Source organism: Stenotrophomonas sp. YJH_SMC_120 (assembly GCF_059368675.1).
This window is the reverse complement of record NZ_JCAFRY010000002.1, coordinates 340,073-364,896: the sequence shown is the minus strand read 5'-3', so window position 1 is coordinate 364,896 and position 24,824 is coordinate 340,073. Positions and strand designations below refer to the sequence as shown.

Genomic DNA, 24,824 nt, shown 5'->3' with positions numbered 1-24,824 from the left:
GCGTCCGTCTGCCTGAAATACCCGAGAGACCCTCCCATGGCCCGCGCTGTCCAGTCCGCTTCATCTGTTGCGACCTCTCCCGGTTCGCTCGTGCCGATCGGCACCCGGCGTGGCCACTCGCAGCCACTGCAGCTGCCGGAGCTGGTACAGCGTGTGTTGTTCGTCGCGACCGAGATGGCCGACTTCATCAAGGCCGGGGGCCTGGGCGACGTGGCCGCAGCCCTGCCGCGTGCGGTACGCGGCGCCTGTGATTCGCGCGTGCTGCTGCCCGGCTACCCGGAGGTACTGCAGCGCCTGCCACAGCTGCAGCGGGTGGGACAGGTCAGCGCGAGGGCGGGCCTGCCTGCGTGCGGGATCGGCATGGCAGTGCAGGCCGACGGCCTACCGATCTACGTGCTGCTCTCGCCAGAGCTGTACGAGCGCGAAGGTTCGCCCTACGTCGATGGGCAGGGCCAGGAGTGGAAGGACAATGCGGTTCGCTTCGCCACGCTCTCACACGCGGCGGCGGAGATTGCGGCCGGGCGTGCCGGGCTGGACTGGTCGCCGCAGCTGCTGCACCTGAATGATTGGCCGGTGGCCATGGCGGCCGCCTACGTGCGTTGGGACCGGACCACCGTGCCGACCCTGCTGACCATCCACAACCTGGCGTACCAGGGGTTGTTTCCGTACGCGCTTGCACCGGTGCTGGGCGTACCGGCCGAACACCTGGATGAACTGCACTTCCACGGGCAGATGTCGTTCCTGCAGGGCGGGATCACCAACGCCACGCGCCTGAACACGGTCAGCCTGCGCTACGCGCAGCAGATCACCGCCCCGGATGACGGCTGCGGGCTGCATGATCTGTTGGCGCGTCGCGCGGCCGGCGGACACCTGAGTGGCATCGTCAACGGCATCGACGCCAGCTGGGACCCGCGCCGCGATATCCATCTCAAGGCCCACTTCGGCATTGGTGAGTGGACCGGGCGCGCCACCAATGCGCATGCGGTGCGCAAGGCGTTCGGCCTGGCGCCGTCGACCGGCCCGCTGTTCGCGGTGGTCTCCCGCCTGGTGCACCAGAAAGGCCTGGACATCACCTGCGACGTGGCGCCACAGATCGTGGCGGCCGGCGGCCAGTTGTGCATCATCGGTGGCGGCGAGCCGCAGGTGGAAGCGCAGGTGCAGGCGCTGGCCCGGCGCTACCCCGGACGGGTGGGCGCATTCATCGGTTTCGAAGAGGCGCTGGCCCGCCAGATGTTTGCCGGCGCCGACTTCCTGCTGATGCCCTCACGCTTCGAACCCTGCGGGCTGAGCCAGATGTACGCGCAGCGCTTCGGCTGCCTGCCCATCGCGCACGCGACCGGCGGGCTGGTCGATACCGTCGAGGATGGCGTGACCGGATTCCTGTTCCACGGCGCCAATGCCGATGGCCTGCGCCGCTGCGTGGAACGGGCGATGCGCACCTTCCGCCTGCCCGGCCTGCTGCAGGCCATGCGCCGCGCGGCCATGCTGCGGCCGGGCGGTTGGGATGCGGCGGGGCGCGCTTATCTGGCCCTGTACCAGCAGACCTGCCAGGTGGCCGCATGAGTCACGACAGCCTGCATCTGGCCGCCCTGGAGGATGAAACGATCCCGGAGACGGGATTGGATCAGCGCATCGCGTCGGCGCTGGAGGACCTGGTCCATGCGCGGCCGGCCGATGCGTTTGCCTGGCTCGGGCCGCACCAACAGCCCGATGGCCAGCGCCAGCTGCGCGTTCTGGTGCCCCACGCGCGTCGCGTGGAGGTGATTGCGGGCCCGGATCGGCGCTGGGACCTGCAACCGGGCCCCTTGCCCGGCCTGTTCGAAGGTGCAGCAGGTGAAGCGCCCGTACCGCTGCTCGCCCTGCATTTCGAGCAGGGTGTGGAGCAGGTGCACGATGCCTATTCCTTCGGTCCGCTGCTGGATGAGGCGCTGCTGGAGCATTTCCATGCCGGTGATGCTGATGCAGCGCGGCAGTTGGGCGCAGTAGCGATGCAGGTACAGGGGATCGACGGGGTGCGCTTCGCGGTGTGGGCCCCCAACGCACGGAGGGTTGCCGTGGTCGGCGATTTCAACGGGTGGGATGGCCGGCGCCATCCGATGCGGCTGCGCCACACCGCCGGCGTGTGGGAGCTGTTCCTGCCTGGCGTGCAGGCCGGCGCCCATTACAAGTTCCGCATTGTCGGCGCCGACGGCAGGGTGATGCCCGACAAGTTCGACCCGATGGCGCGCTGGGCCGAGCTGCCACCGGCCACCGCCTCGCGGGTGCCCTCGGCCGAGCCGATACAGTGGCACGATGATGCATGGCTGGCGGCCCGGCGGCAGCCGGGAACCTGCACGCCGCTGTCCATCTACGAAGTGCATGCGGGCTCCTGGCAGCGCAGCGACGATGGTTCGCCGCCGGACTGGGATGCCTTGGCCGACCGGTTGATTCCGTACGTGGCAGGGCTTGGTTTCACCCACATCGAGCTGCTGCCGGTCAGCGAGCATCCCTTTGGCGGTTCCTGGGGCTATCAGCCACTGGGGATCTACGCGCCGACGGCGCGCCATGGCACGCCACAGGCCTTCGCACGCTTCGTGGACCGCTGTCATCAGGCCGGCGTAGGGGTGATCGTGGACTGGGTGAGCGCGCACTTCCCGAACGATGCGCATGGCCTGGCCGGGTTCGATGGCACCGCGCTGTACGAGCATGCCGACCCGCGCGAAGGGGTGCACGCCGACTGGGACACGCTGATCTACAACTATGGCCGCAACGAAGTGGCCGCCTACCTGATCGGCAGTGCATTGGAGTGGGTGGAGCGGTTCCACATCGACGGTCTGCGCGTGGATGCCGTGGCGTCGATGCTGTACCGGGATTACAGCCGTGCCGAGGGCCAGTGGATACCCAACGAGCAGGGCGGGCGCGAGAACCTGCAGGCGGTCGCTTTTCTACGGCGGATGAACCAGACGCTGAGGGAGCGCTTCCCGGATGTGCTGGTGATCGCCGAGGAATCCACCGCATGGCCAGGGGTGACCGCGCCGGTGGAGCATGGCGGGCTTGGTTTCACCCACAAATGGAACATGGGCTGGATGCACGACACCCTGCAGTACCTCGGGCGCGATCCGGTTCATCGCCAGCATCACCATAGTGAGATCAGCTTCGGCCTGGTCTACGCCTTCTCCGAACGGTTTGTGCTTCCGCTTTCGCATGACGAGGTGGTGCACGGCAAGGGAGCGTTGCTGGCCAAGATGGCGGGCGAGCCGGCGCAGCGGCTGGCCCAGCTCCGCGCGTACTACGGTTTCATGTGGGCGCACCCGGGCAGCAAACTGCTGTTCATGGGCGGCGAGTTCGGTCAGGGACAGGAGTGGTCGCACGATGCGGCACTGGACTGGGCACGGGCGGCAAGCAACGAGGGCCAGGGCCTGTCGCGCCTGGTGGGCGACCTCAACGCCGTGCTGCGCGCCGAACCTGCGTTGCATCGCGACGAACGCGACGAACGCGGTTTCGACTGGAGCGTGGCCGACGACAGCCGCAACAGCGTCTACGCCTTCATCCGCCGGGATCCGGCCGGTAGCGGCCGCACCCTTCTGGTGGTGAGCAACTTCACTCCGGTACGTCGCGACGGTTACCGGGTCGGCGTGCCGCAATCGGGGTGTTGGACCGAACGGCTCAACACCGACAGCGGTTACTACGGTGGCGGCAATGCGGGAAACCTCGGCGCAGTGCATACCGAGCCGAGGCCGATGCATGGTCACGCGCAGTCGCTGCGGCTGACCCTGCCGCCGCTGTCCACGCTGTATCTGCAGGTTGATGCATGACCACAGTGGCGCCGCGCCTGGGCGCTTGGCCGGTGGCCGGTGAAGGTGTCGAGTTCCGCGTGTGGGCACCGGACGCAGGCACCGTGGCGCTGTGCCTGCAGGGCGTGCTGCGGCCGATGCACCGCGACCCGGACGGCTGCCACTGGCTGCGGACGCAGGCGTCGCATGGTGACCGCTACCGGTTCCGCCTGCCGTCCGGCCAGGACGTGCCCGACCCCGCCTCGCGCTGGCAACCGGACGGCGTCGATGGTGACAGCGCAGTGGTGCTTGGCACGGATGGAGCACAGCCCACCTGGCAGGGGCATGCCTGGCAGGACCTGGTGATCTATGAAGTGCACATCGAGGCCGGCGGCGGGTTCGCGGCGTTGACCGCGCAGCTGCCGATGCTGGGGGCCCTGGGCATCACCGCCATTGAACTGATGCCGGTCGCGCAGTTTCCCGGTGGCCGCAACTGGGGCTACGACGGCGTGTTCCCGTATGCACCCGCGCAGGCCTATGGCGGTCCGTCCGCGCTGAAGGCCTTTGTCGACGCGGCGCACGATGCAGGGCTCTCGGTGCTGCTGGATGTGGTCTACAACCACTTCGGGCCGCAGGGGAACCGTCTGCGCGACTATGCACGGGGGTTTTTCCGTGACGACCGCACCACCCCTTGGGGCGAGGCCATCGACTTCCGCCAGCCATGGGTGCGGCGCTTCTTCATCGACAATGCGTTGATGTGGTTGTGCGATTACGGCTTCGACGGCCTGCGCCTGGATGCTGTGCACGCCATTGACGATGACCGGTTCCTGCAGCAGCTGGCCGATGAGGTACGCTCGGCGGTGCCGCAGGCGCACCTGGTGCTGGAGAACGAACGCAACCAGGCGCGGTGGCTGCGCGGCGCCTATCAGGGGCAGTGGAACGACGACTTCCACAACGCGCTGCATGTGATGCTGACCGGCGAGCAGGAAGGCTATTACGCGGCCTATGCCGGTCGCGCCGAAGCACTCCTGGCGCGGTGCCTGGCCGAAGGATTCGCCTGGCAGGGCGAGCCGGACCTGCACGGCCATCCCCGTGGCGAGCCCAGCGTCGACCTGTCGCCTGCGCGTTTTGTGGTATTCGCGCAGAACCACGACCAGGTGGGCAACCGCGCCTTCGGCGAGCGCCTGTCGATGCTGACCGATCCTGCGCCGCTGCGCGCGGCGCTGGCCCTGACCCTGCTGACGCCGATGATCCCGCTGCTGTTCATGGGCGAACCGTGGCAGGCGCAATCGCCATTCCTGTTCTTCACCGACTACGCGCCACCGCTGGACGAAGCCGTGCGCGAGGGACGTCGCCGTGAATTCGCGGGTTTCAGCGCCTTTGCCGATGTCGCCTCGCGCGCGTGCATTCCGGACCCGAACGATCCGGCGACCCTGCAGGCCTCGTACACACTGCCACCCGGCGATGATCCCTGGTCGCAGCACTGGCTGCGCTGCACGGGTGAGTTCCTCGGCCTGCGCAGGCGCTATCTGCAGCCTGGCCTGCTGCAGGCGCGGTCGCTGGGCGCGCGCGTGCTGGGCCATGGCGCGGTGCAGGCGGGCTGGCAGTTGCCATCGGGCCAGTGGTGGATCGCGATCAACGTGGGTCCGTCGCCGGTGGCCCACGCGATGCCGGCCGGCGAGTGCGTCGTGGGGCCGGATGCGGCCGCGATGCTGCCGGCAGGCGGCGGTGCGCTTGCGCGCTGGATCGCCGCATGAATACGGATGCGGCGGTGCGGGAGGCGGCTCGCCGTGCGGGCCTGCTGGTCCGCTGGACCGACGTGGCCGGAGCAGAGCGCGAGGTTGCGCCCGACGTGCTGCGCGCCGTGCTGTCGGAGTTCGCGTGCGACGGTGTGCCGGTGGTCCACCCGTTGCTCACCGCCTGCTGTGGTCAGCTCCTGGCCATGCCTGAGGCAACGGGCGCGGCGTGCTGGGTGGACGAGCAGGGCACAGCGTTGCCTGCACGTGCGGATGCGCAAGGGCGCTGGCGGGTTCCGGATCAGCCAGGCTATTGGCAGTGGCGCCAGGGCGGGCAGCAACAGGCGGTTGCGGTGGCACCGCAGCGTGCCTGGTGGCCGCAGGGCCTGCTGCGCGGTTGGGGTCTGTCGGCGCAGGTCTACAGCCTGCGCGCGCCCGATGATGCCGGCATCGGTGACAGCGCCGGCTGTGCGCGGTGGCGCGAGCTGCTGCACCGTCACGGCGGCGATGCACTGGCGTTGAGTCCGCTGCACGCCGGCCTGCCACCGGGTCCGGGCTACAGTCCTTACTCACCCAGCGACCGGCGCTGGCTTGACCCGCTGCAGGTGTCGCTGCCGCAGGTTCTGCCGGAGGCCGCCAGCAGCGTGTTGCGCGAGGACGAAGCACTGGCGATGGCCGTTGAAGCGGCTACCGCAGCACGCCGCATCGACTGGCCGCACTCGGCGGCAGTGAAGTGGCGCTGGCTGCGCCAAGGGCGCCAATGGCTGCGGCAGCAGGCGCCGGCACAGTACGAACAGTTGCAGACGTGGTGCGATGCGCAGGGCGAACCCCTGCTGCAGTACTGCGAGCACGCCGCCGATCGCTTCACTGGAAGCGCCGACGACCATGCGTTTGCGCAGTGGTTGGCGCGGCAAGGCTGGGCGCAGGTGCAGGCGGGACTGCGCAGCGACGGTGCGTCGATCGGACTGATCGCGGATCTGGCAGTGGGTTGCGCACCGCAGGGCGTCGAGGCCCGGACCGGCGGCGACCGCCTGCTGCAGGGCCTCGAGCTGGGCGCGCCGCCGGATGCGTTCAATCCGCTGGGCCAGGCCTGGGGTATCACCAGCTGGTCACCCTCTGCGTTGCAGCGTGAGGGGTTTGAACCGTTCATCCGCGTGTTGCGCGCCGTGATGGCGGGTCGCGGTGGATTGCGCATCGACCACATCCTGGGCCTGCAGCGGCTGTGGGTGCTGCCTCGTGGCGCAGGCGCCGGGCAGGGGGTGTACCTGCGCTATCCGTTCGATGATCTGATCAACCTGCTGGTGCTGGAATCGTGGCGCCATCGCTGCGTGCTGATCGGTGAGGACCTTGGGGTGGTTCCTCCGGGTATCCGCCAGCGACTGGCAGCCCGTGGCGTGCTGGGGCTTGAGGTGCTGCCGTTCGCCCGCAACGGTGAGCGCTTCCTGCCGGCGCCACGGTGGCGCCGCGATGCGGTGGCCATGCCCTCCACCCATGATCTGCCGCCGCTGGCCGGCTGGCTGCGTGGGCGCGACCTGCGCTGGCGTGCACGCCTGGGTGAGCTGACCGAGCTTCCCGCGGCGCTGCACGCGCGTGCCAGCGAGGTACAGGCGCTGTCCGCAGTCGCCCGGGGCGAGGGCGCGACGCTGGAAGCGCGTGCGCTGTCACTGGTGGCGCACGCACCTTCACGGCTGGCGCTGCTCCCGCTGGAAGACGCGCTGGGCAGCCGCGCGCAGGTGAACCTGCCGGGTACCGTCAACGGTCACCCGAACTGGCGCCGACGCTTGCCGCTTGCGTGGGATCCGGACGCGGCCGACGCGCGCATTGCCCGGTTCAGCGCCACGCGACGCAAGGCGGGACGATGACCCGGTTGCGTGCCACCGCACGCCTGCAGCTGCATGCAGGCTTCAACTTCGAGGCCGCTGCGGCGCAGCTGCCGTACTACGCCGCGCTGGGCGTCAGCCACCTTTACCTGTCGCCGATCAGCGCTGCGATGCCAGGGTCCATGCATGGCTACGATGGCATCGACCCGGCCCGCATCAATCCGGAACTGGGCGGCGAAGAAGGCTTCCAGCGGCTGGCGACAGCGGCGCGTGCGCATGGCATGGGCCTGATCCTGGACATCGTACCCAACCATCTTGCGGCATCCCCGCAGACGCCCTGGTGGAACGATGTGCTGCTGCACGGGTGCAGAAGTCCCCATGCCGGATGGTTCGACATTGACTGGGAGGCGCCGGGCTGCGAGGGCCGGCTCTGGCTGCCAGTGCTGGACCGGCCACTGCACGACGCCGTGCGCGATGGCGTGTTGCGCGTAGCAGTGGACGATGAGCGGCCGACGCTGCGTCATCACGGGCTGGCATTGCCGTTGTCTCCGCGCAGCCATCCGCTGGCACCCGCGCAGTGGCCGGCATGGGCGGAACGCTGCAACCGCAGCGTGGAACGGTTGCACACGCTGCTGCGGCGTCAGCACTACCGGCTGGCTTGGTGGCGCACGGCGGGCGATCAGGTGAACTACCGGCGCTTCTTCGACATCAACGAACTGGCCGCACTGCGGGTAGAGCGCGACGGTGTGTTCGCGGCGGTGCATGTGCTGCCGTTGCGGCTGGTGCGTGAGGGGTGGGTTGACGGCCTGCGCATTGACCATGTGGATGGCCTGTCGTCACCTGGGCCGTACCTGCAACACCTGCGTGCGGCGCTCGACGCGGCCTGCGCGGCCGGCGGTCGCGACCCACAGGCAGTGAGCGTGCATGTGGAGAAGATACTGGCGGAGGACGAACAGCTGCCCGATGGCTGGGCCTGCGACGGCACGACGGGCTATGACTTCATGGACCAGGTTGGCGCGTGGCTGATTGATCCGGCAGCTGCACCCGCGCTCTCCCGCGCCTGGCAAGCGGCGAGTGGCGACGCGCGCAGCTTTGACGACTTGCAGCAGGATGCCCGCGGCATGCTGCTGCGCACGTCGCTTCACACCGACTTCCAGCGACTGCTGCGCAGCGCGCAGCGGGTGCTGCAGCCCCGGCTGGCCGAAGCCGATATCGGCGCCGCTGCGCTGGCCCGTGCATTGGCCGCGCTGCTGCGGCACTACCGTACCTACCGCCCCTATTCGCTGCAGGATGCAGGTGAACGGAAGGCCCTGGTGGACGCTGCCGTGGCAGCACGCGAGGCACTGGACGGTACGGCACACGCGGCACTGGATCTGCTGCTACGGGCACTTCCCGGCGAGGCGGAGGCGGAGCGTGCGCTGCGGGTGAGATTCGGGCAATTGGCCGCGCCGTTGAATGCCAAGTCGGTGGAGGACACAGGCTTCTATCGTTACTTCAGGCTGCTGTCGCGCAACGAAGTCGGAAGTGATCCGCAGCGGCTGGGCATGGAGGGACGGGAGCTGCTGGAACACGCAGTGGGACGCCTGCAGCGCCATCCGCGGGCATTGCTTGCGCTGGCGACCCACGATCACAAGCGCGGGGCCGACAGCCGGGCGCGGCTGGCGGTTCTCAGCACCTGCACGGTCGAGTGGCGGGACGCCGTGCGGCGCTGGAGCCGGATGTCGACCCGCGCGGGCGCGCCGATGCCGTTGCCGGGTGCCGAGGCCTATGCGCTGTGGCAGGCGCTCGTGGCCGCGTGGCCGATGCACGGTAACCCGGGCGCCGACTTCGCATCGAGGATGGTGCAATGGCTGACCAAGGCGTTGCGCGAGGGCAAACGGGTCAGCAGCTGGTCCGATCCCAACGTGGCGGTGGAGGAGGCCGCCGCGCAGTGGCTGCACGCACTGCTGGATGGAGCGCCATTGCAGCCGGTGCGGGAGGCGCTGGCGACGTTCGTGGCGCGCATTGCGCCGGCCGGCGCCTGCAACGGCCTGGCACAGCTGTGCCTGCAGCACTGCCTGCCCGGCGTGCCCGACCTCTACCAGGGCGGAGAAGGCTGGGACCTGAGCCTGGTGGACCCGGACAACCGGCGTGCCGTGGACTATCCAGTGCGGCAGGCGTGGCTGCGCGATACGCGCGGTTGGCCCGCCCTGCTGGAGGACTGGCGGGACGGTGGCATCAAGGCATTTCTGCTCAGGCGCTTGCTGGAGTGCCGCCGCAGGCACCCGCAGCTGTTCCTGCACGGCCAACTGCAGCCGCTGTCCGTACCGGCGCGTTCGCCCTGGCTGGCATTCGCGCGCAGGCATCAGGCGCAGGTGCTGCTGGTGATCGTGCGGCGTGGTTCGCCCACCGCCGTGCCCGGGCCCGGCCTGCACGCAGCACACGACGTCGGCACTGGCGTGATGCTGCACGGGCTGCCGACAGGCCCCATGCGCAACCTGCTGGACGGGCGCATCGAACATTTCAAGGCAACCGAGGACGCGGCACGGCTTCTGGCTGGCAGCCCGTTGGCGGTATGGATCAACGAGGAGACGGACAGGAATGGACAGCAGGGAACGACGGCAGCGGATTGAGGCATTGGCCCATCAGATATGGGAAGCGGAAGGGCGCCCGGACGACCAGCAGCAGCGGCATTGGCACATGGCCGAGCGCCTGGTGGAAGCCGAGATTGCCGCTGCGCGCGACGAGGAGGGAACCGATGGCCAGCCGTAAGTGGACGCAGACCTCGCGGGTGCGCGAAGGCCGGCCGTTCCCGCTGGGGGCGACCTGGGACGGCTTGGGTGTGAACTTCGCGCTGTACTCGCGGCACGCTACCCGGGTGGAACTCTGCCTGTTCGACGCGCGCAACCGTGAAGTCGAGCGTATCGCGCTGCCCGAGTACACCAACGAGATCTGGCACGGCTACCTGCCGGACGTGCGGCCCGGGCAACGTTACGGCTACCGGGTGCACGGCCCGTATGCGCCGGAAGAGGGCCATCGCTTCAATCCCAACAAGCTGCTGCTGGATCCCTATGCCAAGCAGATCGTCGGCGAACTGAAGTGGGCCCCACACCTGTTCGGCTACACCCTGGGTCACCGCGATGGCGATCTCAGTTTCGACCGCCGCGACAGCGCCGGTTACATGCCACGCTGTGCCGTGATCGATCCGGCCTTCAGCTGGGGCGTGGAGCGTGCGCCTGCCACGCCCTGGGACCGGACCGTGATCTACGAAGCCCACGTGCGCGGACTGACCATGCAGCATCCCGACGTCCCGCAGGCCGAGCGCGGTACCTTCTCCGCGTTGCGGCACGATGCGGTGGTCGACCACCTCAGCCATCTGGGGGTGACCGCCATCGAGCTGCTGCCGGTGCATGCCTACGTGGATGACCAGCAGCTGCTCGAGCGCGGGCTGCGCAACTACTGGGGATACAACACCATCGGCTTCTTCGCGCCGCAGGCACGCTATCTGTCGCTGGGCACCGTGGCCGAGTTCAAGCAGATGGTCGCGCGCCTGCACAACGCGGGCATCGAGGTCATCCTGGACGTGGTCTACAACCACACGGCCGAAGGCAACGAGCTGGGCCCCACTCTGTCGTTCAAGGGCATCGACAACGCCAGCTACTACCGTTTGGCCGATGATCGCCGCTATTACATCAACGATACGGGTACCGGCAACACGTTCGACCTGACCAATGCCGGTGCGCTGCGCATGGTCATGGACTCCCTGCGCTACTGGGTGACCGAGATGCGGGTGGATGGGTTCCGCTTCGACCTGGCAACCATCCTCGGCCGCGAACGGCATGGCTTCGACGCCTCGGGCAGCTTCCTCGATGCGGTACGCCAGGACCCGATCCTGAGCCAGGTGAAACTGATTGCCGAGCCATGGGACATCGGCCCGGGCGGCTACCAGCTGGGCCAGTTTCCGCCGGGCTGGGCCGAGTGGAACGACCGCTTCCGCGACACGGTGCGTGCGCTGTGGCGTGGCGATGGCGGGCAGCTGGCGGAGTTTGCCACGCGCTTCACCGGCTCGGCCGACCTGTTCGAACACCACGGCAGGCGACCGTCGGCCAGCATCAATCTGGTGACCGCGCATGATGGATTCACCCTGCACGATCTGGTCAGCTACAACGATCGCCACAACGAGGCCAACGGCGAGGACAACCGTGACGGCCACTCGCACAACCTCTCCAGCAACCACGGCGTGGAGGGAGACACCGATGATGCGGCGATCCTTTCGTTGCGTGCGCGGCAGATGCGCAATCTGCTGGCCACGCTGCTGCTGGCGCAGGGGACGCCGATGCTGCTGGCAGGCGATGAGTTCGGCCATTCGCAGCAGGGCAACAACAACGCCTACTGCCAGGACAATCCACTGAGCTGGATCGACTGGGAGCGCGCAGCCTTGCCGGCTGCACAGGCGCAGGTGGCGTTCGTGCGGCGGGCGCTGTCACTGCGCCGGCGTTACGGCCTGCTGCGCCGGAACCGGTTCCTGCGCGGCGAGTACGATGAGGCGCTGGGCCTGCGCGATATCGACTGGCGGCATCCCGATGGTCGCGGCATGGAGGAAGCGGACTGGCATGACGCAGGGCTGCGTGCGCTGGCGATCGTGCTGGACGGTCGCAGTCCGGACAGTGGCCTGCGCGAGCCCGGGCGGCATGTCAGCCTGGCCCTGCTGTTGAACGCCGGGGAGCAGCCGCAGCGGTTCTGTGTGTCAGACGACGCCCTGTCGTTCCGGCGCGTACTCCTGCAGACCGACGAAACGCCGTTGGAGCCGGATGAGGAAGGCGCCTGGACGCTGCCGCCGCGCAGCCTGTGCCTGCTGGCGGCAAGCAGCAGCGCGTGATTGCACTGCTGCGCCACTACGGACCGCCGGGCATTGCCCGGCGGACCGGTAGCTACCCCATCAGATAGCGCAACACACCCGCCGAGACCACGCCGATCAGCACGGTCGGCAGCATCGACAGCCGCGTGGCGGCCAGCAGGGTGATCGCCAGCGCGGCCAGGTCGGCCGGCTTGTCGGCGACGAAGTCCGGGGCGATCACCGAGATCAGCACGCAGCCCGGCGCGGCTTCCATCACCGTCACTGCGCGTTTGCTCAGTGTGCGGTTGCGCAGCGCGAGGAAGCCGACGATGCGGGTCAGGTAGGTGGCGGCGGCCATCAGCACAATGGTCAGTACCGAGGTCCAGTGGATCAGGCCATTGAAGATCATGCTGCGTCCTCCGCCAGCAGCCAGGCTGCGGCCAGGCCGGCCAGTGCGCCGCTGGCCACGTACCACGCACCTGGCACCAGCAGGTAGGTAGCAGCGGCTACAGCCAGGCTGACCAGCCACGGTCGCGCGGCCTTCATGCCCTGCCACATGCCGCGCAGCAGCACCAGGAACACGGCGGGGAAGGCCATGTCGAAACCATAGGCGTGGATGTCGCCCAGCATCGGGCCAACGATCGCGCCGAGCGCGGTGCAGGCCACCCAGACCGTGTACAGGCCTGCCGATACGCCCAGGTAGTAGGCCAGGCTGAAGCCAAGCGCGCGTCTGCGCGCATCGGCCACGCCCATCGCCCAGCTTTCGTCGCACATGAAGAACAGCGCCGGCAGCACCCGGCGGCGCGGCAGGTGCTGCAGCAGCGGGGCCAGGCTGGCGCCCATCAGCAGGTGACGGCTGTTGACCAGCGCGGTGATGGCCACGATCAGTGCAATGTGCGGTGGCGAGGTCCACAGTTCGACGGCGGCGAACTCCGAGCCGCCAGCGAAGTTGAGGCCGGTCATCAGCGGCACTTCCAGTGCGCTCAGGCCTTTCTGAGCTGCCTGCGCGCCGAGCACCAGGGCGAAGGGAATGAAGCCGATCATCACCGGCACGGCGGCGCGCAGGCCGCGCAGGAATTCGGCACGCGGCGCGGTATCGCAGGTGTCAGGCAGGGGGAGGGTGGTACGGGCGTCCATCGAACGGCACAACAAGGTGGGGGTGGCCCATGCTAGCGGTCCAATCGCGAAATCGGGTTGCGTTGATACCACTTGATTCTGGATGATTGATATTTCATGCGGTCAAAAGTGAAAGAGGTGAAATTCCATGCAGTACCAGCTGGACAACCTCGATCGGCGCATCCTCGACGCCCTGCAGCGCGACGGCCGCCTGCAGAACCTGGAGCTGGCACGCCTGGTCGGGCTGTCGCCGTCGGCCTGCCTGCGCCGGGTGCGTCTGCTGGAGGAGGGCGGCTACATCGACCGCTATGTGGCCTTGTTGAACGAGGCCAAGGTGGCCCGTGGCTTCACGGTGTTCGTGCGGGTGTGGCTACGCGGGCAGGACGAGGACACCACCAATCATTTCATCAACAGCATCAAGTCGTTCCCGGAAGTGCTTGAATGCCATCTGATGGCCGGTGACTGCGATTTCCTGCTGCGGGTGGCGGTGGCCGACCTGGATGCCTACCGGCAGTTCCAGATGCAGCACCTGAACCGGATTGCCGGGGTGCAGAACACCAAGACCGAGATTCCGATGCAGCGGATCAAGCAGACGACCCAGCTGCCGCTTTGAGGGATGGGGTTTGCGGCCGGGTTGCACCCGGCACCCGCGGGTAGTGCCGGCCGCTGGCCGGCAACCTCAGAAGCAACAGCGTGCATTCCGTGGGACGGCGGGGTGGGTCCGGGTGCAGGGGACGCCGTAAAACCCACCCCGCCTTCGACAGATTTCCACGATCTGGTGGAACGGCATGAGCTGCTCTTGGTGGGTGTCGACCTTGGTCGACACGTCTGGGTCGGCACGGGGTCGGGTCCCGTTGCTGCGCAACGGGCTCTGACCCCGTGTAGATAGCGCGGTCTGTTCGATTCATTGATTCCTGATGGGTGACTGGGTTTACGGAGCCTGGCTTCACGTCGGCTGTAGGCAGCGGTCATCGCAATGACATGTGGGCCCGGTACGGTTTGAGCCCGCTTGCGGGTCGCGCGCGGGCCGGGGTTCCGGTGGTGGCGCGCGTCCACTGCAGCTGCTGTCGCTGCCGAGGGTCATGTGTTCTACGTCAGGGGGCTGAATGGACACCATGCGGTCAGAACTTGGAAGGTGGCCATCGCCGCTTGGCTGCTGCTGTCCTTTGCCGCTGCCGCGCAGGACGCTGTTCATGCCTACGACATCCCTGCGCAGCCGCTGGAACAGGCGGTCGAGCGCTTCAGCGTCATCAGTGGGTGGTCAGTGATGTACCCGGGTGACCTGGCCGCCGGCCGCAGCAGCCACGCGCTGCGCGACAGCCTGCCGCCGCTGCCTGCGTTGCAGGTGCTGCTGCAGGACTCCGGTATCGAGGCCGAGGTGATCGGCGAGCAGCGTGTGGTGCTGCGCCGGGGCGCGCCCTCGGCAGCCGAACCCGGTGTTGGCGCCGAACTTCCCGAGGCCGAACGTCGGCGTCGCTACGGCGGCCTGCAGCAGCGGCTGCGTGCGGCGTTCTGTGACGACCCGGAGATCGCGCCCGGCCGCTATGCCGCGACGCTGCGCTTCCGCATCGACGGCGCGGGCCAGGTGAGCGAGCCCGAGCTGCTGTCAGGCAGTGGCAGCGCCCGCCGCGATGCGCGCCTGCTGCAGGCGCTGCAGGGCCTGGTGCTGGCGCCCGATGCCGCTGCGCTGCCGCAGCCGGTGACGCTGCAGATCCGTCCTTCCGGCACCGACCACGACTGTGGCCGGCGCGCGCCCCTTCCATGACTTCAAGGATTCGAACATGAGCAACGGTACGGCTGGGGCAATTGACCTGATGGACCACCTTCTGGGTGCCTACGATGAGCTGAAGCGCCGGCTGGTGCGCAAGCTGGGCTCGGAGGAGCTGGCCGGCGACGCGCTGCAGGACACGTGGATGCGCCTGAGCGCGCGGCGTGACCGCCTGGATGCCGTGCAGAACCCCGCGGCCTACCTGCTGCGCATGGCAATGAATACCGTGATCGACCGCCAGCGTGCAGACCACCGCCTGCTGAGCCTGGAGGAGGTGGATACGCTGATGGACATGGCCGACCCTGCACCCGGCCCGGCGCAGGCGGCCGAACTGGACTTCGCGCTGGAAGACATGGTCGGCCTGCTGCAGCGCATGCCCGAGCGCCGTCGCCGCATCCTGCTGGCGATCCGCGTCGATGGCCTGCAGCAGCGCGACGTGGCCGATCACCTCGGTGTGTCGCTGCGGCTGGTGCAGCGTGAGCTGAAGGCGGCCCAGGACTACCTGGCCGAGCGCAGCGGGCAGGGGCGCCAGGTGCGGTTCTGAACGGCGGCATCCGTCTACACTTTGACGCCGAGCAGAACCCCGCAGCGTGCGGGTCCGGCATGAGCCCCCATGGATCCTGACGATCGCCCGCAACGCCCGCTGGATGCCGTCGAGCGTCAGGCGCACGCGTGGGTGGTGCGGCTGACCTCGGGCGAGGCGACCGCCGCCGACGGGCGCAGGTTCCGTGCGTGGTGCGAGTCGGATCCGCGTCATCGTGAGGCGTTCGGCCGTGCGCGCCGGCAATGGGAGCAGGTACGGCTGGCCGGCGAGCAGCTGCCCGCCGCCGCGCGCCAACCGGTGGCGCCGACGCCGGCCCAGCGCTGGAGCCGGCGCGCCTTCCTGGGCGCGGCGATTGCCGCCCCGGCCAGCCTGGTGGTGGTGGCGGCTATCCGCCCGCCGCTGGGATTGTGGCCCTCGGTGACGGCGATGACGGCCGATTTCCACACCGGCACCGGTGAACGGCTGCAGATCGCGCCCTTGCCGCAGCTGAAGATCGAACTGGATACGCAGAGCAGCCTGCGCCGCCGCGCGGACGCGCAGGGCGAAGGCTTCGAGCTGATGCAGGGCCAGGCCGCGATCGAAACCGGGGCTGACCTGCGCCTGGCGCTGTTCGCGGGCCCGGGTTGCGTGATTGCCGATGAAGGCGCGGTGCGCCTGGATGTGCGCAACACCCACGGCCAGGTACGGGTGACCTGCCTGCAGGGCAGCGCCCGCATCGAGCACCCGCAGGGCCGGCTGCAGCTACAGGCGGGTCAGCAGACCCAGTACGACGAGCGCCTCAGTGGCGTGGTGGCCGAGGCCGTGGCCTCGGAAGTGAGTGCCTGGACGGAGGGCATGCTGGTGTTCCGCCGCGCACCGCTGCGTGAGGTGGTGGACGAGATCAACCGCTACCGCCGCGGCAAGGTGCTGCTGGGAGAATCGGCGTTGGCGCGCGCGCCGGTCAGCGGTCGCTTCCGTATTGATGATCCAGACGCGGCACTGGAGCAGCTGCGACTGACGATGTCGCTGGATCTGCGTCGCTTTCCGGGTGGCATTGCCGTCCTTGGATAGATGAAGACGCTGGCCGTGCGCGCCGCGCAGGGCTGTTGCAAGCGAGGAGAGGCCAAGGATGCGCAACGAGACCATCGGTGTGCTGGATCTGCGTCGCAATCTGTCGGCGCTGCTGGAAACCACGCAGCGACGGCCATTGATGGTGCATCGCTATGGCTCACCTTGGGTGTGCGTGGTGTCCGATGCGCAGTGGCAGCAACAGGCGGTGCTGCTGGACTTTGATCCGCAGTCGCACCCGCTGGCGATGCTGCTGCGCCTGCAGCAGCAGTCGCTTCCGCTGTCTGAAGCTGGTGCGTTGCCGCCCGCGGCGGTTGCACGCGCACTGCTGTTGATGGACGTGCATCGCATTGAGGATCTCGCACAGCTGCACGACCAGGTGCTTCACCATCGCCTCTGGCATTGGTTCGTAGCAGGCACCCATGGTGTGATGGACGGCTGGCAGCTGCCGGCGCTGCGCGTTGCGATGGCGTCATGGTTCGATGACGTGGACATGTCCAATGCGCTGGCAACATTCGCCGCGCGCAGCGACGTGGCGATACTGGCACGGCGTTGTGGAGGCGAAGCGCCGTGGCTGGAACGCGAAGCCTGCAGGCAGATGACGCTGCGATGACGTTGTCGATGAAGCGCCACGCAGTGCACAGAGCTGCATGCGCGCTGTCGCTTCACCTGCCTTGCTGACGTCTTCTCCAGAGTACGACGCACCGCGCGTCGTGGAGCACGGGCGGCGCCGATGGCAGACAGTCGCAGGATCAGCATGCTGGAGCTGGATCGTCACCTGAGCCAGTCACTGGAGCAGGCACGGCATGCACCATTGAACGTGCAGCGCTATGGGCGCTCGTGGGTCTGGGTGCTGTCCAGCGACGCCTGGGCGGATGCGGCGCGCTGGGCGGCACTGGATGGTAGTGCGCACCCACTGGCGGCGCTGCGAAAAGCCCTCGACCTGCAGCTGCGGCCCTGGCCCGAGGCGGCGATGAGCCCGCTACCGCTTGATGCAGGCGATGCGCGGCTGCTGCAGCGCGCGGCTCTGCTGGTGGTCATGCGCGGTCTGAACAGTGCCCAGCGCGTGTACGACGACCTGCGCTATCACCAGGCCTATCGGATGTTCATCGGCCTCGATCATGGAACGGCATGGTCGCCGATGCAGTGCGTGCGCCTGCTGCAGGCCTGCGCGCACCCGTTGCTGCGCGGCTGCATCGACGATGCGCTGGCCGGCGTGCCGCAGCACCTGTTCGAGTCTGCATGTGCCCCGGCTGCACGTGTTGCGCCTGCACAGGCACACGCGCAGCGGATTTCCGGCGGTTGTTTATCGTACTGACACATGCACCGCTGACCATGGCGCAGCGGTCTCTTCCAGGATGACGAGGGCGGAACAATGGCAAGGCAGGTTCGTGGTCGCAGGGCTCGGCAGCAGGGTTTCAGCCTGATCGAGATCATGGTGGTGGTGGTGATCATCGGCATCCTCGCCGCACTGATCGTGCCGCGGTTGATGGACCGCCCCGACCAGGCGCGCGTAGTGGCGGCGCGCCAGGACATCGCTGCATTGATGCAGGCGTTGAAACTGTTCAAGCTGGACAACGGGCGCTATCCCAGTGCCGAGCAGGGGCTGCAGGCGCTGGTGAAGCCACCGCAGGGCGGTGGCGCGATGCCGGTCACGCCCTATCTGGATCACCTGCCCAACGACCCATGGGGCCATCCGTACCAGTACCAGATTCCCGGAACCCATGGCGACATCGATGTGTTCTCGCTGGGCGCGGACAGCAAGCCCGGTGGCGACGGCGGGAATGCGGACATCGGCTCCTGGCAGCTGTGAGGCAGGCCGATGTCAGCCCGGATGCGTTCTGTTTCGAGTGTCCGCCAACGTGGCATGGCGGTGATCGTCGCCCTGCTGGTGGTGGCGCTGGTGGCGGTGATTGCCACGGCACTGCTGACCCGGCAGTCGGCCCAGCTGCGTGCGCTGCGTGGCGACCAGCTGCGCGTACAGGTACGCATGGCGGTGGACGCAACGCTGGAGCGTGCGGCACAGCAGCTGCGTGAGGATGTAAAGGAACAGCTGACCACAGTGCGCAGCGGGCGCTGGGCGCGCCCATTGGAGCTGCAGGCGCCGTTGCCGGTGCAACTGCGGCTGGTCGATGCCCAGTCGATGTTCAACCTGCGCAACCTTCTTGCGCATGGCAGGCCGGACCCCGAGGCGCGGCGCGCGTTCATCGCGTTGTGTGCCGGGCAGGGGCTGGGCCAGGGCGCCTGCGCATCCGCCGCCGACCACATCCAGACGCGCCTGCGCGATGGCGACATGCAGGCGCAGGCGCCGCTGCCGCGCGAATCACTGATCGAACAGGCGTTGCCTGGCGCCGATCCGGTGGCGTTGCAGGCGCTGGCGCGGCGCACCGTGGTGTTGCCGGCGCAGACCCTGGTCAACGCCAACACCAGCGACCTGCGGGTCCTGCAGGCGGTGACGCCTGCCGTCGAGCCGGCACGGCTGCAGGCGCTGCTCGGTGAGCGCGATGCTGGCCATTGGCTGCTCAATCGCGGCGACATCGCCAACCGACTCCAACTGAGCAACGAACAGATGGCCGTGCTTCCCCTGGGTATCCATAGCGAATGGTTCCTGGCCGTCGGCCGGGTGCAGGTTGACGGCAGCGCGGTCGACTTTCGCGCGCTGCTGTGGCGCGAGTACCGCGACGATGGGGTGCGTGTGCAACGGGTGTGGACGAGGATCGGCGCATGAACGTGCAGCTTCGGGTGCGCCTGCCGGCGCTGGAGCGCCTGCACGCGGACAGCGCGGTGGACTGGGCGCAACTGCACAAGGGTGAGACGCTGACTCACGGTCGCGACACGCTGGCGGCGCTTGGCCTGCGGCATCCGCAGGCCGCGGTGCATGCCTGCCTCGATCCGAACGACCTGATCCTGCTGGAGCTGCAGCTGCCGCCGTTGTCCGGGCGCCGCCTGCAGTCGGCGCTGCAGGGTGAGGTGGAGGCGATGCTGCTGGATGACCTGCAGGAGGTGGCGCTGGCCCACGGTGCGCAGGCAGCAGACGGCACGGTTCCGGTGGCCTGGCTTGGCCAGCAGGCCATCGCGCAGGTGCAGCAGGTGCTGGCCTCGTGTGCGCTGCGGCTGCAGGCGGTGTATCCGACGCCACTGCTGCTGCCCTGGCAGGACGGCCAGGCCACGCTGCAGGTCAGCGGCGAGCACCTGCTGGTACGCAGCGGGCGCGATCGGGGTTTCGTTCAATGGTATGGCGGACGTGATGCCTGTGCGGTGATGCAGGCGCTGGCCGTGCGCCTGCAACAGGCCGGCGTGCAGGCCGTGCAGTGGATCGATGGTGTGCCGCCAACGTGGCCGGACAGCCTGCCGGCCACCGCCGTCACGCATGAACGGCAGACCTCTGGCCCCTTGCCAGGCTGGTCATTGCCGCTGCCCTGCGCAGGCCGGCAAGCACCGCGGCTCGCGATCGGCCTGGCACTGGCAGCAGTGCTGCTGGCTGCACTCGGCCTGCAGCTGCAGGTCTCGCGTTGGCGGATCGAGGGCGAGGCCCTGCAACAGGACATGGCGCGCCAGTTCAGCGCGCGCTTCCCGGAGATCACCGATGTGGTGGACCCGGTGCTGCAGGCAAGGCGAGCACTTGCGGTGCCGCTGCCGGCGCCGCCGTTGCCGGCGCTGCAGCGTCAGGTTGCCAGCACGCTGCAGGCTGTTCCGGAGCTGGCCGGGCAAGTGCGCAGCCTGCATTACCAACCCGGGCAGCTGGACATGGAGCTGGATGCCGATGCCCAGGCATTGGCCGACGATCCGCAGCGGCTTGAGCACTGGCAGCAAGCAGTTCAGGCACAGGGCCTGCAGCTGGCGCGCGAAGCCGGTGGACACCTGCGAGTGAGCGGAGCTGGGCAGTGACGACCCGCACCCTACGGCTGGGCGAGGGGCTGGTGGGCCTGCAGCAGCGCTGGCAACGCCTGCCACCGCGCGACCGGCTGATGCTGTGGGTGATGGTGGTGGCGCTGCTGGTGGCGGGCCTGTGGTCGTTGTGGATTGAGCCACTGCTGAAGCAGCGCTCGTATTGGCAGGCCGAGCTGCCGCGGCTGCAGGCGCAGTCCCGAGCACTGGCACCGCTGCTGCGCGCCCGTGAGCGCCAGCAGCTGGCGCAGGGCCAGCACCCGACACTGGCCGGGCTGCGCGATGGAATCAAGACCGCCGGCCTTGCCGACGGCCTGCATATCGAAGCGCGCGACGGGCGTTGGCACCTGCAGGTGCAGGCAGTGCCCGCCGACGCGCTGTGGAACTGGCTGCTGCCCGTGCTGGCCGATCCGGCCATCGAACTGCAGCAGCTGCAACTGACACGCACAGGGGATGCGAACATGCCGGCGGCACGGATTTCCGGAAACATCGCGATGGTGGCCACCGCGGGTGCCCATCCATGAGGGCGATGCGCAGCCTTGCCTGCAGTACCGCACTGGCCCTGATCGTGTGCATGGCCCACGCACCGGCGCTGGTACTGGCGCAGGACGCCCGTGATGAGCCGGTGCAGTTGAACCTGGTCGACACCGATATCGGTGGCGTACTGCGCATGGCAGCGCGCTTCACCGGGCGCCAGTTCCTGGTCGATCCACGGGTGACCGGCAAGATGACAGTGGTTTCCGATGGCCCGGTCAGCCGTACCCAGGCCTACCAGTTGCTGCTGGGCGCACTGCGCATGCGCGGCTTCGCCGTGGTCGAGAACGGCGGCGTCAGCCGGGTGGTGCCGCAGGCCGATGCCAAGCTGCTCGGTGGCCGCGTTGGCAACGGCGGTGCGGGGGGTGAGGTCGCCACGCGCACCTTCGCGCTGCGCTACGAGAACGCGGCCGCGCTGGTGGCGGTGCTGCGGCCGATGATCAGCCCGGACAATCCGATCACTGCCAATCCGGGCAACAACACCCTGGTGGTCACCGACTATGCCGACAACCTGGAGCGCATCGCGCGGGTGATCGCCAGCGTGGATACACCGGCCGGCATGGACACCGATGTGGTGAAGCTGCAGCAGGGCATTGCCGTTGACGTCGCGGCGATGGTCGCGCCGCTGCTGGATGCGCAGGGCGCCGAGCCCACCCAGAAGGTGGTGGTGATGGCCGACCCGCGCAGCAACAGCGTGCTGCTGCGGTCGAGCAGTCCCGGGCGCACCCGCCTGGCTAGGCAGCTGGTGGAGAAGCTGGACCGTGCCCAGGATGAATCCGGCAACCTGCATGTGGTCTACTTGCGCAATGCCCAGGCCAACCAGCTCGCGGGTGTGCTGCGTGGCGTGGTGGCCGGGCAGAGCGATGCACCGGCGATGGGCAGCAACGAAGGCATCACACCACTGCCCGGCGACGCCAGCCGCTCCACCCCCGCGCAGCCGTCGCAGCCTCAGCAGGCCAAGCCCGGAGGCAATGCGCTGGAATCGCAGCGCCTGGATCCGAGCCGCCGTGACCCGATCGAGGCAGGAAGCACCGGCTTCAGCCAGAACGGCATCTCGGTACAGGCGGACGTGGCCACCAACACGTTACTGATCTCCGCCCCCGAGCCGGTGTACCGCAACCTGCGCCGGGTGATCGACCAGCTCGACCAGCGCCGTGCACAGGTGCTGGTGGAAAGCCTGATCGTGGAGGTCAACCAGACCGACGCGGCCGAACTGGGCGTGCAGTGGATGCTGGGCAATGGCCGCACCTTCGGCGGCACCCACTTCGGCGGCACCACCGGTGGCAGCGGGCTGAACACCACCGCACGCACCACCCTGGACGTGCTGCCCAAGGATGGCCTGAAGATCGGTGTGATCGACGGCACCATCAACCTGCCCGGCGTCGGCCAGATCCTCAACATGAAGGCGTTGGCCAACGCGCTGCAGAGCAAGGGCGGTGCCAACATCCTGTCCACGCCGAACCTGATGACGCTGGACAACGAAGCGGCCAGCATCATGGTCGGCCAGACCGTGCCGTTCGTCAGTGGCCGCTACGTGACCGACGGTGGCGGTGGCAGCAACAACCCGTTCCAGACCATCGTGCGCGAGGACGTGGGCCTGAAGCTGCGCGTACGCCCGCAGATCTCCGAGGGCGGCACGGTGAAGCTGGATATCTACCAGGAAGTCAGCAGCATCGATGCGCAGAGTGCCAACAGTGCCGCCGGCATCATCACCAACAAGCGTGCGCTGGATACCAGCGTGCTGCTGGACGATGGCCAGATCATGGTGCTCGGTGGCCTGCTGGAGGACAACGTCAGCCATGGCCGTGATGCGGTGCCGGGCCTGGGCAGGATCCCGGTGCTGGGGGCGCTGTTCCGCAGTGATACGCGCAAGCGTTCCAAGACCAACCTGATGGTGTTCCTGCGCCCGCACGTGGTGCGCGACCCGGCCGCCGGCCAGCGCCTGACCCGCGACCGCTACGACTACATGCGCAACGCGCAGGCCAGCGCGCAGCCGGTACAGAGCTGGGCCTTGCCGGCGCTGTCGGCACCGCAGCTGCCGCCGCAGGACCTGTCTGTGCTCGGGCACGGCAATGCGCGCGATGGCCAGGGCCAGCCGTTGCAGAACACCAGCCTGGCAGCGCTGTATCCGGCCGGTGAGGGCGATGCCCAGCTGGTGCAGTTCGCGCAGGGGCTGGACCCGGCGCGTGCCAGCCAGGGCGTGGCGCAGGTACGGGCACTGGGCCTGCAGGCCTATGCCGAAGCGACGCCGGGCGAGAGCGGGCAACGCCTGCGCGTGCGATTGGCGCGCGATCCGGCGACGCTGGACCCTGCGCTGCAGCAGCTGCGCGGGCTGGGCTACACGCCGGAACTGGTAATCGGGCCGTGAGCGCTTCCGCGCCGCTGCCGTACGCCTGGGTGCGCAGCCATGGCGTGATGCTGTCCGAAGTTGGCGGCGAGCCCGTGTTGCTGGGCACCGCCGACACCGCAGCGTGGGCTGTGGCTGAGCTGCGCCGCCGGCATGGCCCGCTGCCGTTCCAGGCGCTGGATGCTGCGACGTGGCAACAGCGGTTGGGTGAGCAGTACCGTGACGGCGGCGATGCCGCTGCCGTGGTGGGTGCCGCCGAAAGCGAAGTCGATCTGGACCGGCTGATGCAGGACATGCCGGAGGTCACCGATCTGCTGGATGCGCAGGACGATGCGCCGGTGATCCGCATGATCAACGCCCTGCTGGCGCAGGCCGCACGCGATGGCGCCAGCGATCTGCATATCGAACCGTTCGAGACTCATTCGGTGGTGCGCTACCGCGTGGACGGCACGCTGCGCGACATGGTGCAGCCACGGCGCGCACTGCATGCGGCGCTGGTATCACGCATCAAGATCATGGCGCACCTGGATATTGCCGAGAAGCGCCTGCCGCAGGACGGGCGCATCGCCATCCGCGTGGGCGGGCGGCCGCTGGATATCCGTGTCTCCACGGTGCCGACCGGTCATGGCGAGCGTGCTGTGCTGCGCCTGCTGGAAAAGGATGCCGGCCGCCTGCAGCTGCAGCGCCTCGGCATGGCCGATGACACGCTGGCCATGTTCACCGGGTTGATCCGTCAGCCGCACGGCATCGTGCTGGTCACCGGGCCGACCGGCAGCGGCAAGACCACGTCGCTGTACGCTGCACTTGGCCAGCTCGACAGCAGCACCAGCAACATCCTCACCGTGGAAGACCCGGTGGAGTACGACTTCGCCGGCATCGGCCAGATCCAGGTCAACGCGCGCATCGGCATGAGCTTTGGCACCGCGCTGCGTGCGATTCTGCGCCAGGACCCGGACACCATCATGATCGGCGAGATCCGCGACCTGGAAACCGCGCAGATCGCTGTGCAGTCGTCACTGACCGGGCATGGGGTGCTGGCCTCGCTGCACACCAACGATGCGATCTCGGCGGTGACCCGCCTGGCCGACATGGGTGTGGAGCCCTTCCTGCTGGCCTCGTCGCTGCGTGGCGTGCTGGCGCAGCGGCTGGTGCGGCGGCTGTGCACGCAGTGCCGACGTGCCGAGGTGGACGGCGAGGGCCGTGCCGTATGGCGTGCGGTGGGCTGCGCAGCCTGCGCCAACAGCGGCTATCGGGGACGAACCGGCATCCATGAACTGTTTGTGGTCGACGACCGCGTGCGCGCACTGATCCATGAAGGGCAGGGCGAGCCTGCGCTACGCGAGGCGGCCCGGCGGGCCGGCATGCGGACCCTGCGGCAGGACGGCCAGCGCTGGGTCGACAGCGGGGTAACCACGCTGGAAGAGATCCTGCGCGTCACCGGCGACGATTGAGGCCT

At 68.5% G+C, this 24,824-nt stretch carries 21 protein-coding genes; 19 read left to right on the top strand and 2 right to left on the bottom strand.

The window, feature by feature from the left end; genetic code table 11:
* Positions 1-36: 36 nt before the first annotated feature.
* Genes glgA through glgX form a run of 7 tightly spaced genes read left to right on the top strand, consistent with a single transcriptional unit; the run spans position 37 to position 12,166 of the window.
* Positions 37-1,563 (top strand): glycogen synthase GlgA, encoded by a 1,527-nt coding sequence (glgA, locus tag AC5P60_RS05720; protein ID WP_483693218.1) that lies wholly within the window; start codon positions 37-39, stop codon positions 1,561-1,563.
* Complete coding sequence (locus AC5P60_RS05715) at positions 1,560-3,794, top strand: 1,4-alpha-glucan branching enzyme (RefSeq protein ID WP_483693217.1); 2,235 nt, start codon at positions 1,560-1,562, stop codon at positions 3,792-3,794. The genes glgA and AC5P60_RS05715 overlap by 4 nt, the downstream gene beginning before the upstream one ends.
* Positions 3,791-5,509, top strand: a complete 1,719-nt coding sequence (gene treZ, locus AC5P60_RS05710; protein WP_483693216.1) for a malto-oligosyltrehalose trehalohydrolase — start codon at positions 3,791-3,793, stop codon at positions 5,507-5,509. The genes AC5P60_RS05715 and treZ overlap by 4 nt, the downstream gene beginning before the upstream one ends.
* Positions 5,506-7,350 (top strand): 4-alpha-glucanotransferase, encoded by a 1,845-nt coding sequence (locus tag AC5P60_RS05705; protein WP_242898730.1) that lies wholly within the window; start codon positions 5,506-5,508, stop codon positions 7,348-7,350. The genes treZ and AC5P60_RS05705 overlap by 4 nt, the downstream gene beginning before the upstream one ends.
* On the top strand, positions 7,347-9,920 hold the full coding sequence (treY, locus tag AC5P60_RS05700; protein WP_483693215.1) for a malto-oligosyltrehalose synthase: 2,574 nt from the start codon (positions 7,347-7,349) through the stop codon (positions 9,918-9,920). Before AC5P60_RS05705 ends, treY begins: the two co-directional genes overlap by 4 nt.
* A complete protein-coding gene (locus tag AC5P60_RS05695) occupies positions 9,889-10,059 on the top strand; it encodes a DUF2934 domain-containing protein (protein ID WP_005413658.1) in 171 nt (56 codons plus the stop codon). The genes treY and AC5P60_RS05695 overlap by 32 nt, the downstream gene beginning before the upstream one ends.
* Positions 10,046-12,166, top strand: coding sequence for a glycogen debranching protein GlgX (gene glgX / locus AC5P60_RS05690; RefSeq protein WP_242898732.1), 2,121 nt, complete (start codon positions 10,046-10,048; stop codon positions 12,164-12,166). Before AC5P60_RS05695 ends, glgX begins: the two co-directional genes overlap by 14 nt.
* 52 nt (positions 12,167-12,218) lie before the next feature.
* Here the strand turns inward: glgX and AC5P60_RS05685 are convergent, their stop codons facing one another.
* The gene (locus AC5P60_RS05685; protein ID WP_005409898.1) at positions 12,219-12,533 is read right to left on the bottom strand and encodes an AzlD family protein; all 315 of its coding nucleotides are present in this window, start codon (positions 12,531-12,533) and stop codon (positions 12,219-12,221) included.
* Positions 12,530-13,261: an AzlC family ABC transporter permease gene (locus tag AC5P60_RS05680; RefSeq protein WP_108269769.1), complete on the bottom strand. Its 732-nt coding sequence runs from the start codon at positions 13,259-13,261 to the stop codon at positions 12,530-12,532. Before AC5P60_RS05680 ends, AC5P60_RS05685 begins: the two co-directional genes overlap by 4 nt.
* A gap of 127 nt (positions 13,262-13,388) precedes the next feature.
* On the opposite strand from AC5P60_RS05680, the gene AC5P60_RS05675 reads away from it, so the two are divergent.
* From AC5P60_RS05675 to gspE, 12 genes are all read left to right on the top strand, one after another.
* Positions 13,389-13,853, top strand: coding sequence for an Lrp/AsnC family transcriptional regulator (locus tag AC5P60_RS05675; RefSeq protein ID WP_049403394.1), 465 nt, complete (start codon positions 13,389-13,391; stop codon positions 13,851-13,853).
* Between the two features lie 471 nt (positions 13,854-14,324).
* Entirely contained in the window at positions 14,325-15,005 is a 681-nt protein-coding gene (locus AC5P60_RS05670) for a TonB C-terminal domain-containing protein (RefSeq protein WP_336621948.1), read from the top strand.
* A 16-nt stretch (positions 15,006-15,021) separates the two neighbouring features.
* Complete coding sequence (locus AC5P60_RS05665; protein WP_032967204.1) at positions 15,022-15,552, top strand: RNA polymerase sigma factor; 531 nt, start codon at positions 15,022-15,024, stop codon at positions 15,550-15,552.
* 69 nt (positions 15,553-15,621) lie between these two features.
* Complete coding sequence (locus AC5P60_RS05660; RefSeq protein ID WP_483693214.1) at positions 15,622-16,602, top strand: FecR family protein; 981 nt, start codon at positions 15,622-15,624, stop codon at positions 16,600-16,602.
* A gap of 58 nt (positions 16,603-16,660) precedes the next feature.
* The gene (locus AC5P60_RS05655; RefSeq protein WP_049451119.1) at positions 16,661-17,212 is read left to right on the top strand and encodes a hypothetical protein; all 552 of its coding nucleotides are present in this window, start codon (positions 16,661-16,663) and stop codon (positions 17,210-17,212) included.
* A gap of 144 nt (positions 17,213-17,356) precedes the next feature.
* Positions 17,357-17,917 carry a hypothetical protein gene (locus AC5P60_RS05650; protein ID WP_249335765.1) on the top strand — a complete coding sequence of 187 codons (561 nt, stop codon included), beginning with the start codon at positions 17,357-17,359 and terminating at the stop codon, positions 17,915-17,917.
* Positions 17,918-17,974: 57 nt separating this feature from the next.
* Positions 17,975-18,412 (top strand): type II secretion system major pseudopilin GspG, encoded by a 438-nt coding sequence (gene gspG / locus AC5P60_RS05645; RefSeq protein WP_483693213.1) that lies wholly within the window; start codon positions 17,975-17,977, stop codon positions 18,410-18,412.
* Positions 18,413-18,421: 9 nt separating this feature from the next.
* Positions 18,422-19,327, top strand: a complete 906-nt coding sequence (gene gspK, locus AC5P60_RS05640) for a type II secretion system minor pseudopilin GspK (RefSeq protein WP_483693212.1) — start codon at positions 18,422-18,424, stop codon at positions 19,325-19,327.
* Positions 19,324-20,487, top strand: coding sequence for a type II secretion system protein GspL (gspL, locus tag AC5P60_RS05635; protein WP_483693211.1), 1,164 nt, complete (start codon positions 19,324-19,326; stop codon positions 20,485-20,487). Before gspK ends, gspL begins: the two co-directional genes overlap by 4 nt.
* Positions 20,484-21,011 carry a type II secretion system protein M gene (locus AC5P60_RS05630; protein ID WP_049432856.1) on the top strand — a complete coding sequence of 176 codons (528 nt, stop codon included), beginning with the start codon at positions 20,484-20,486 and terminating at the stop codon, positions 21,009-21,011. The genes gspL and AC5P60_RS05630 overlap by 4 nt, the downstream gene beginning before the upstream one ends.
* A complete protein-coding gene (gene gspD / locus AC5P60_RS05625; RefSeq protein WP_049432860.1) occupies positions 21,008-23,389 on the top strand; it encodes a type II secretion system secretin GspD in 2,382 nt (793 codons plus the stop codon). The genes AC5P60_RS05630 and gspD overlap by 4 nt, the downstream gene beginning before the upstream one ends.
* Positions 23,386-24,819, top strand: coding sequence for a type II secretion system ATPase GspE (gene gspE, locus AC5P60_RS05620; protein ID WP_049454592.1), 1,434 nt, complete (start codon positions 23,386-23,388; stop codon positions 24,817-24,819). Before gspD ends, gspE begins: the two co-directional genes overlap by 4 nt.
* Positions 24,820-24,824: the final 5 nt, after the last annotated feature.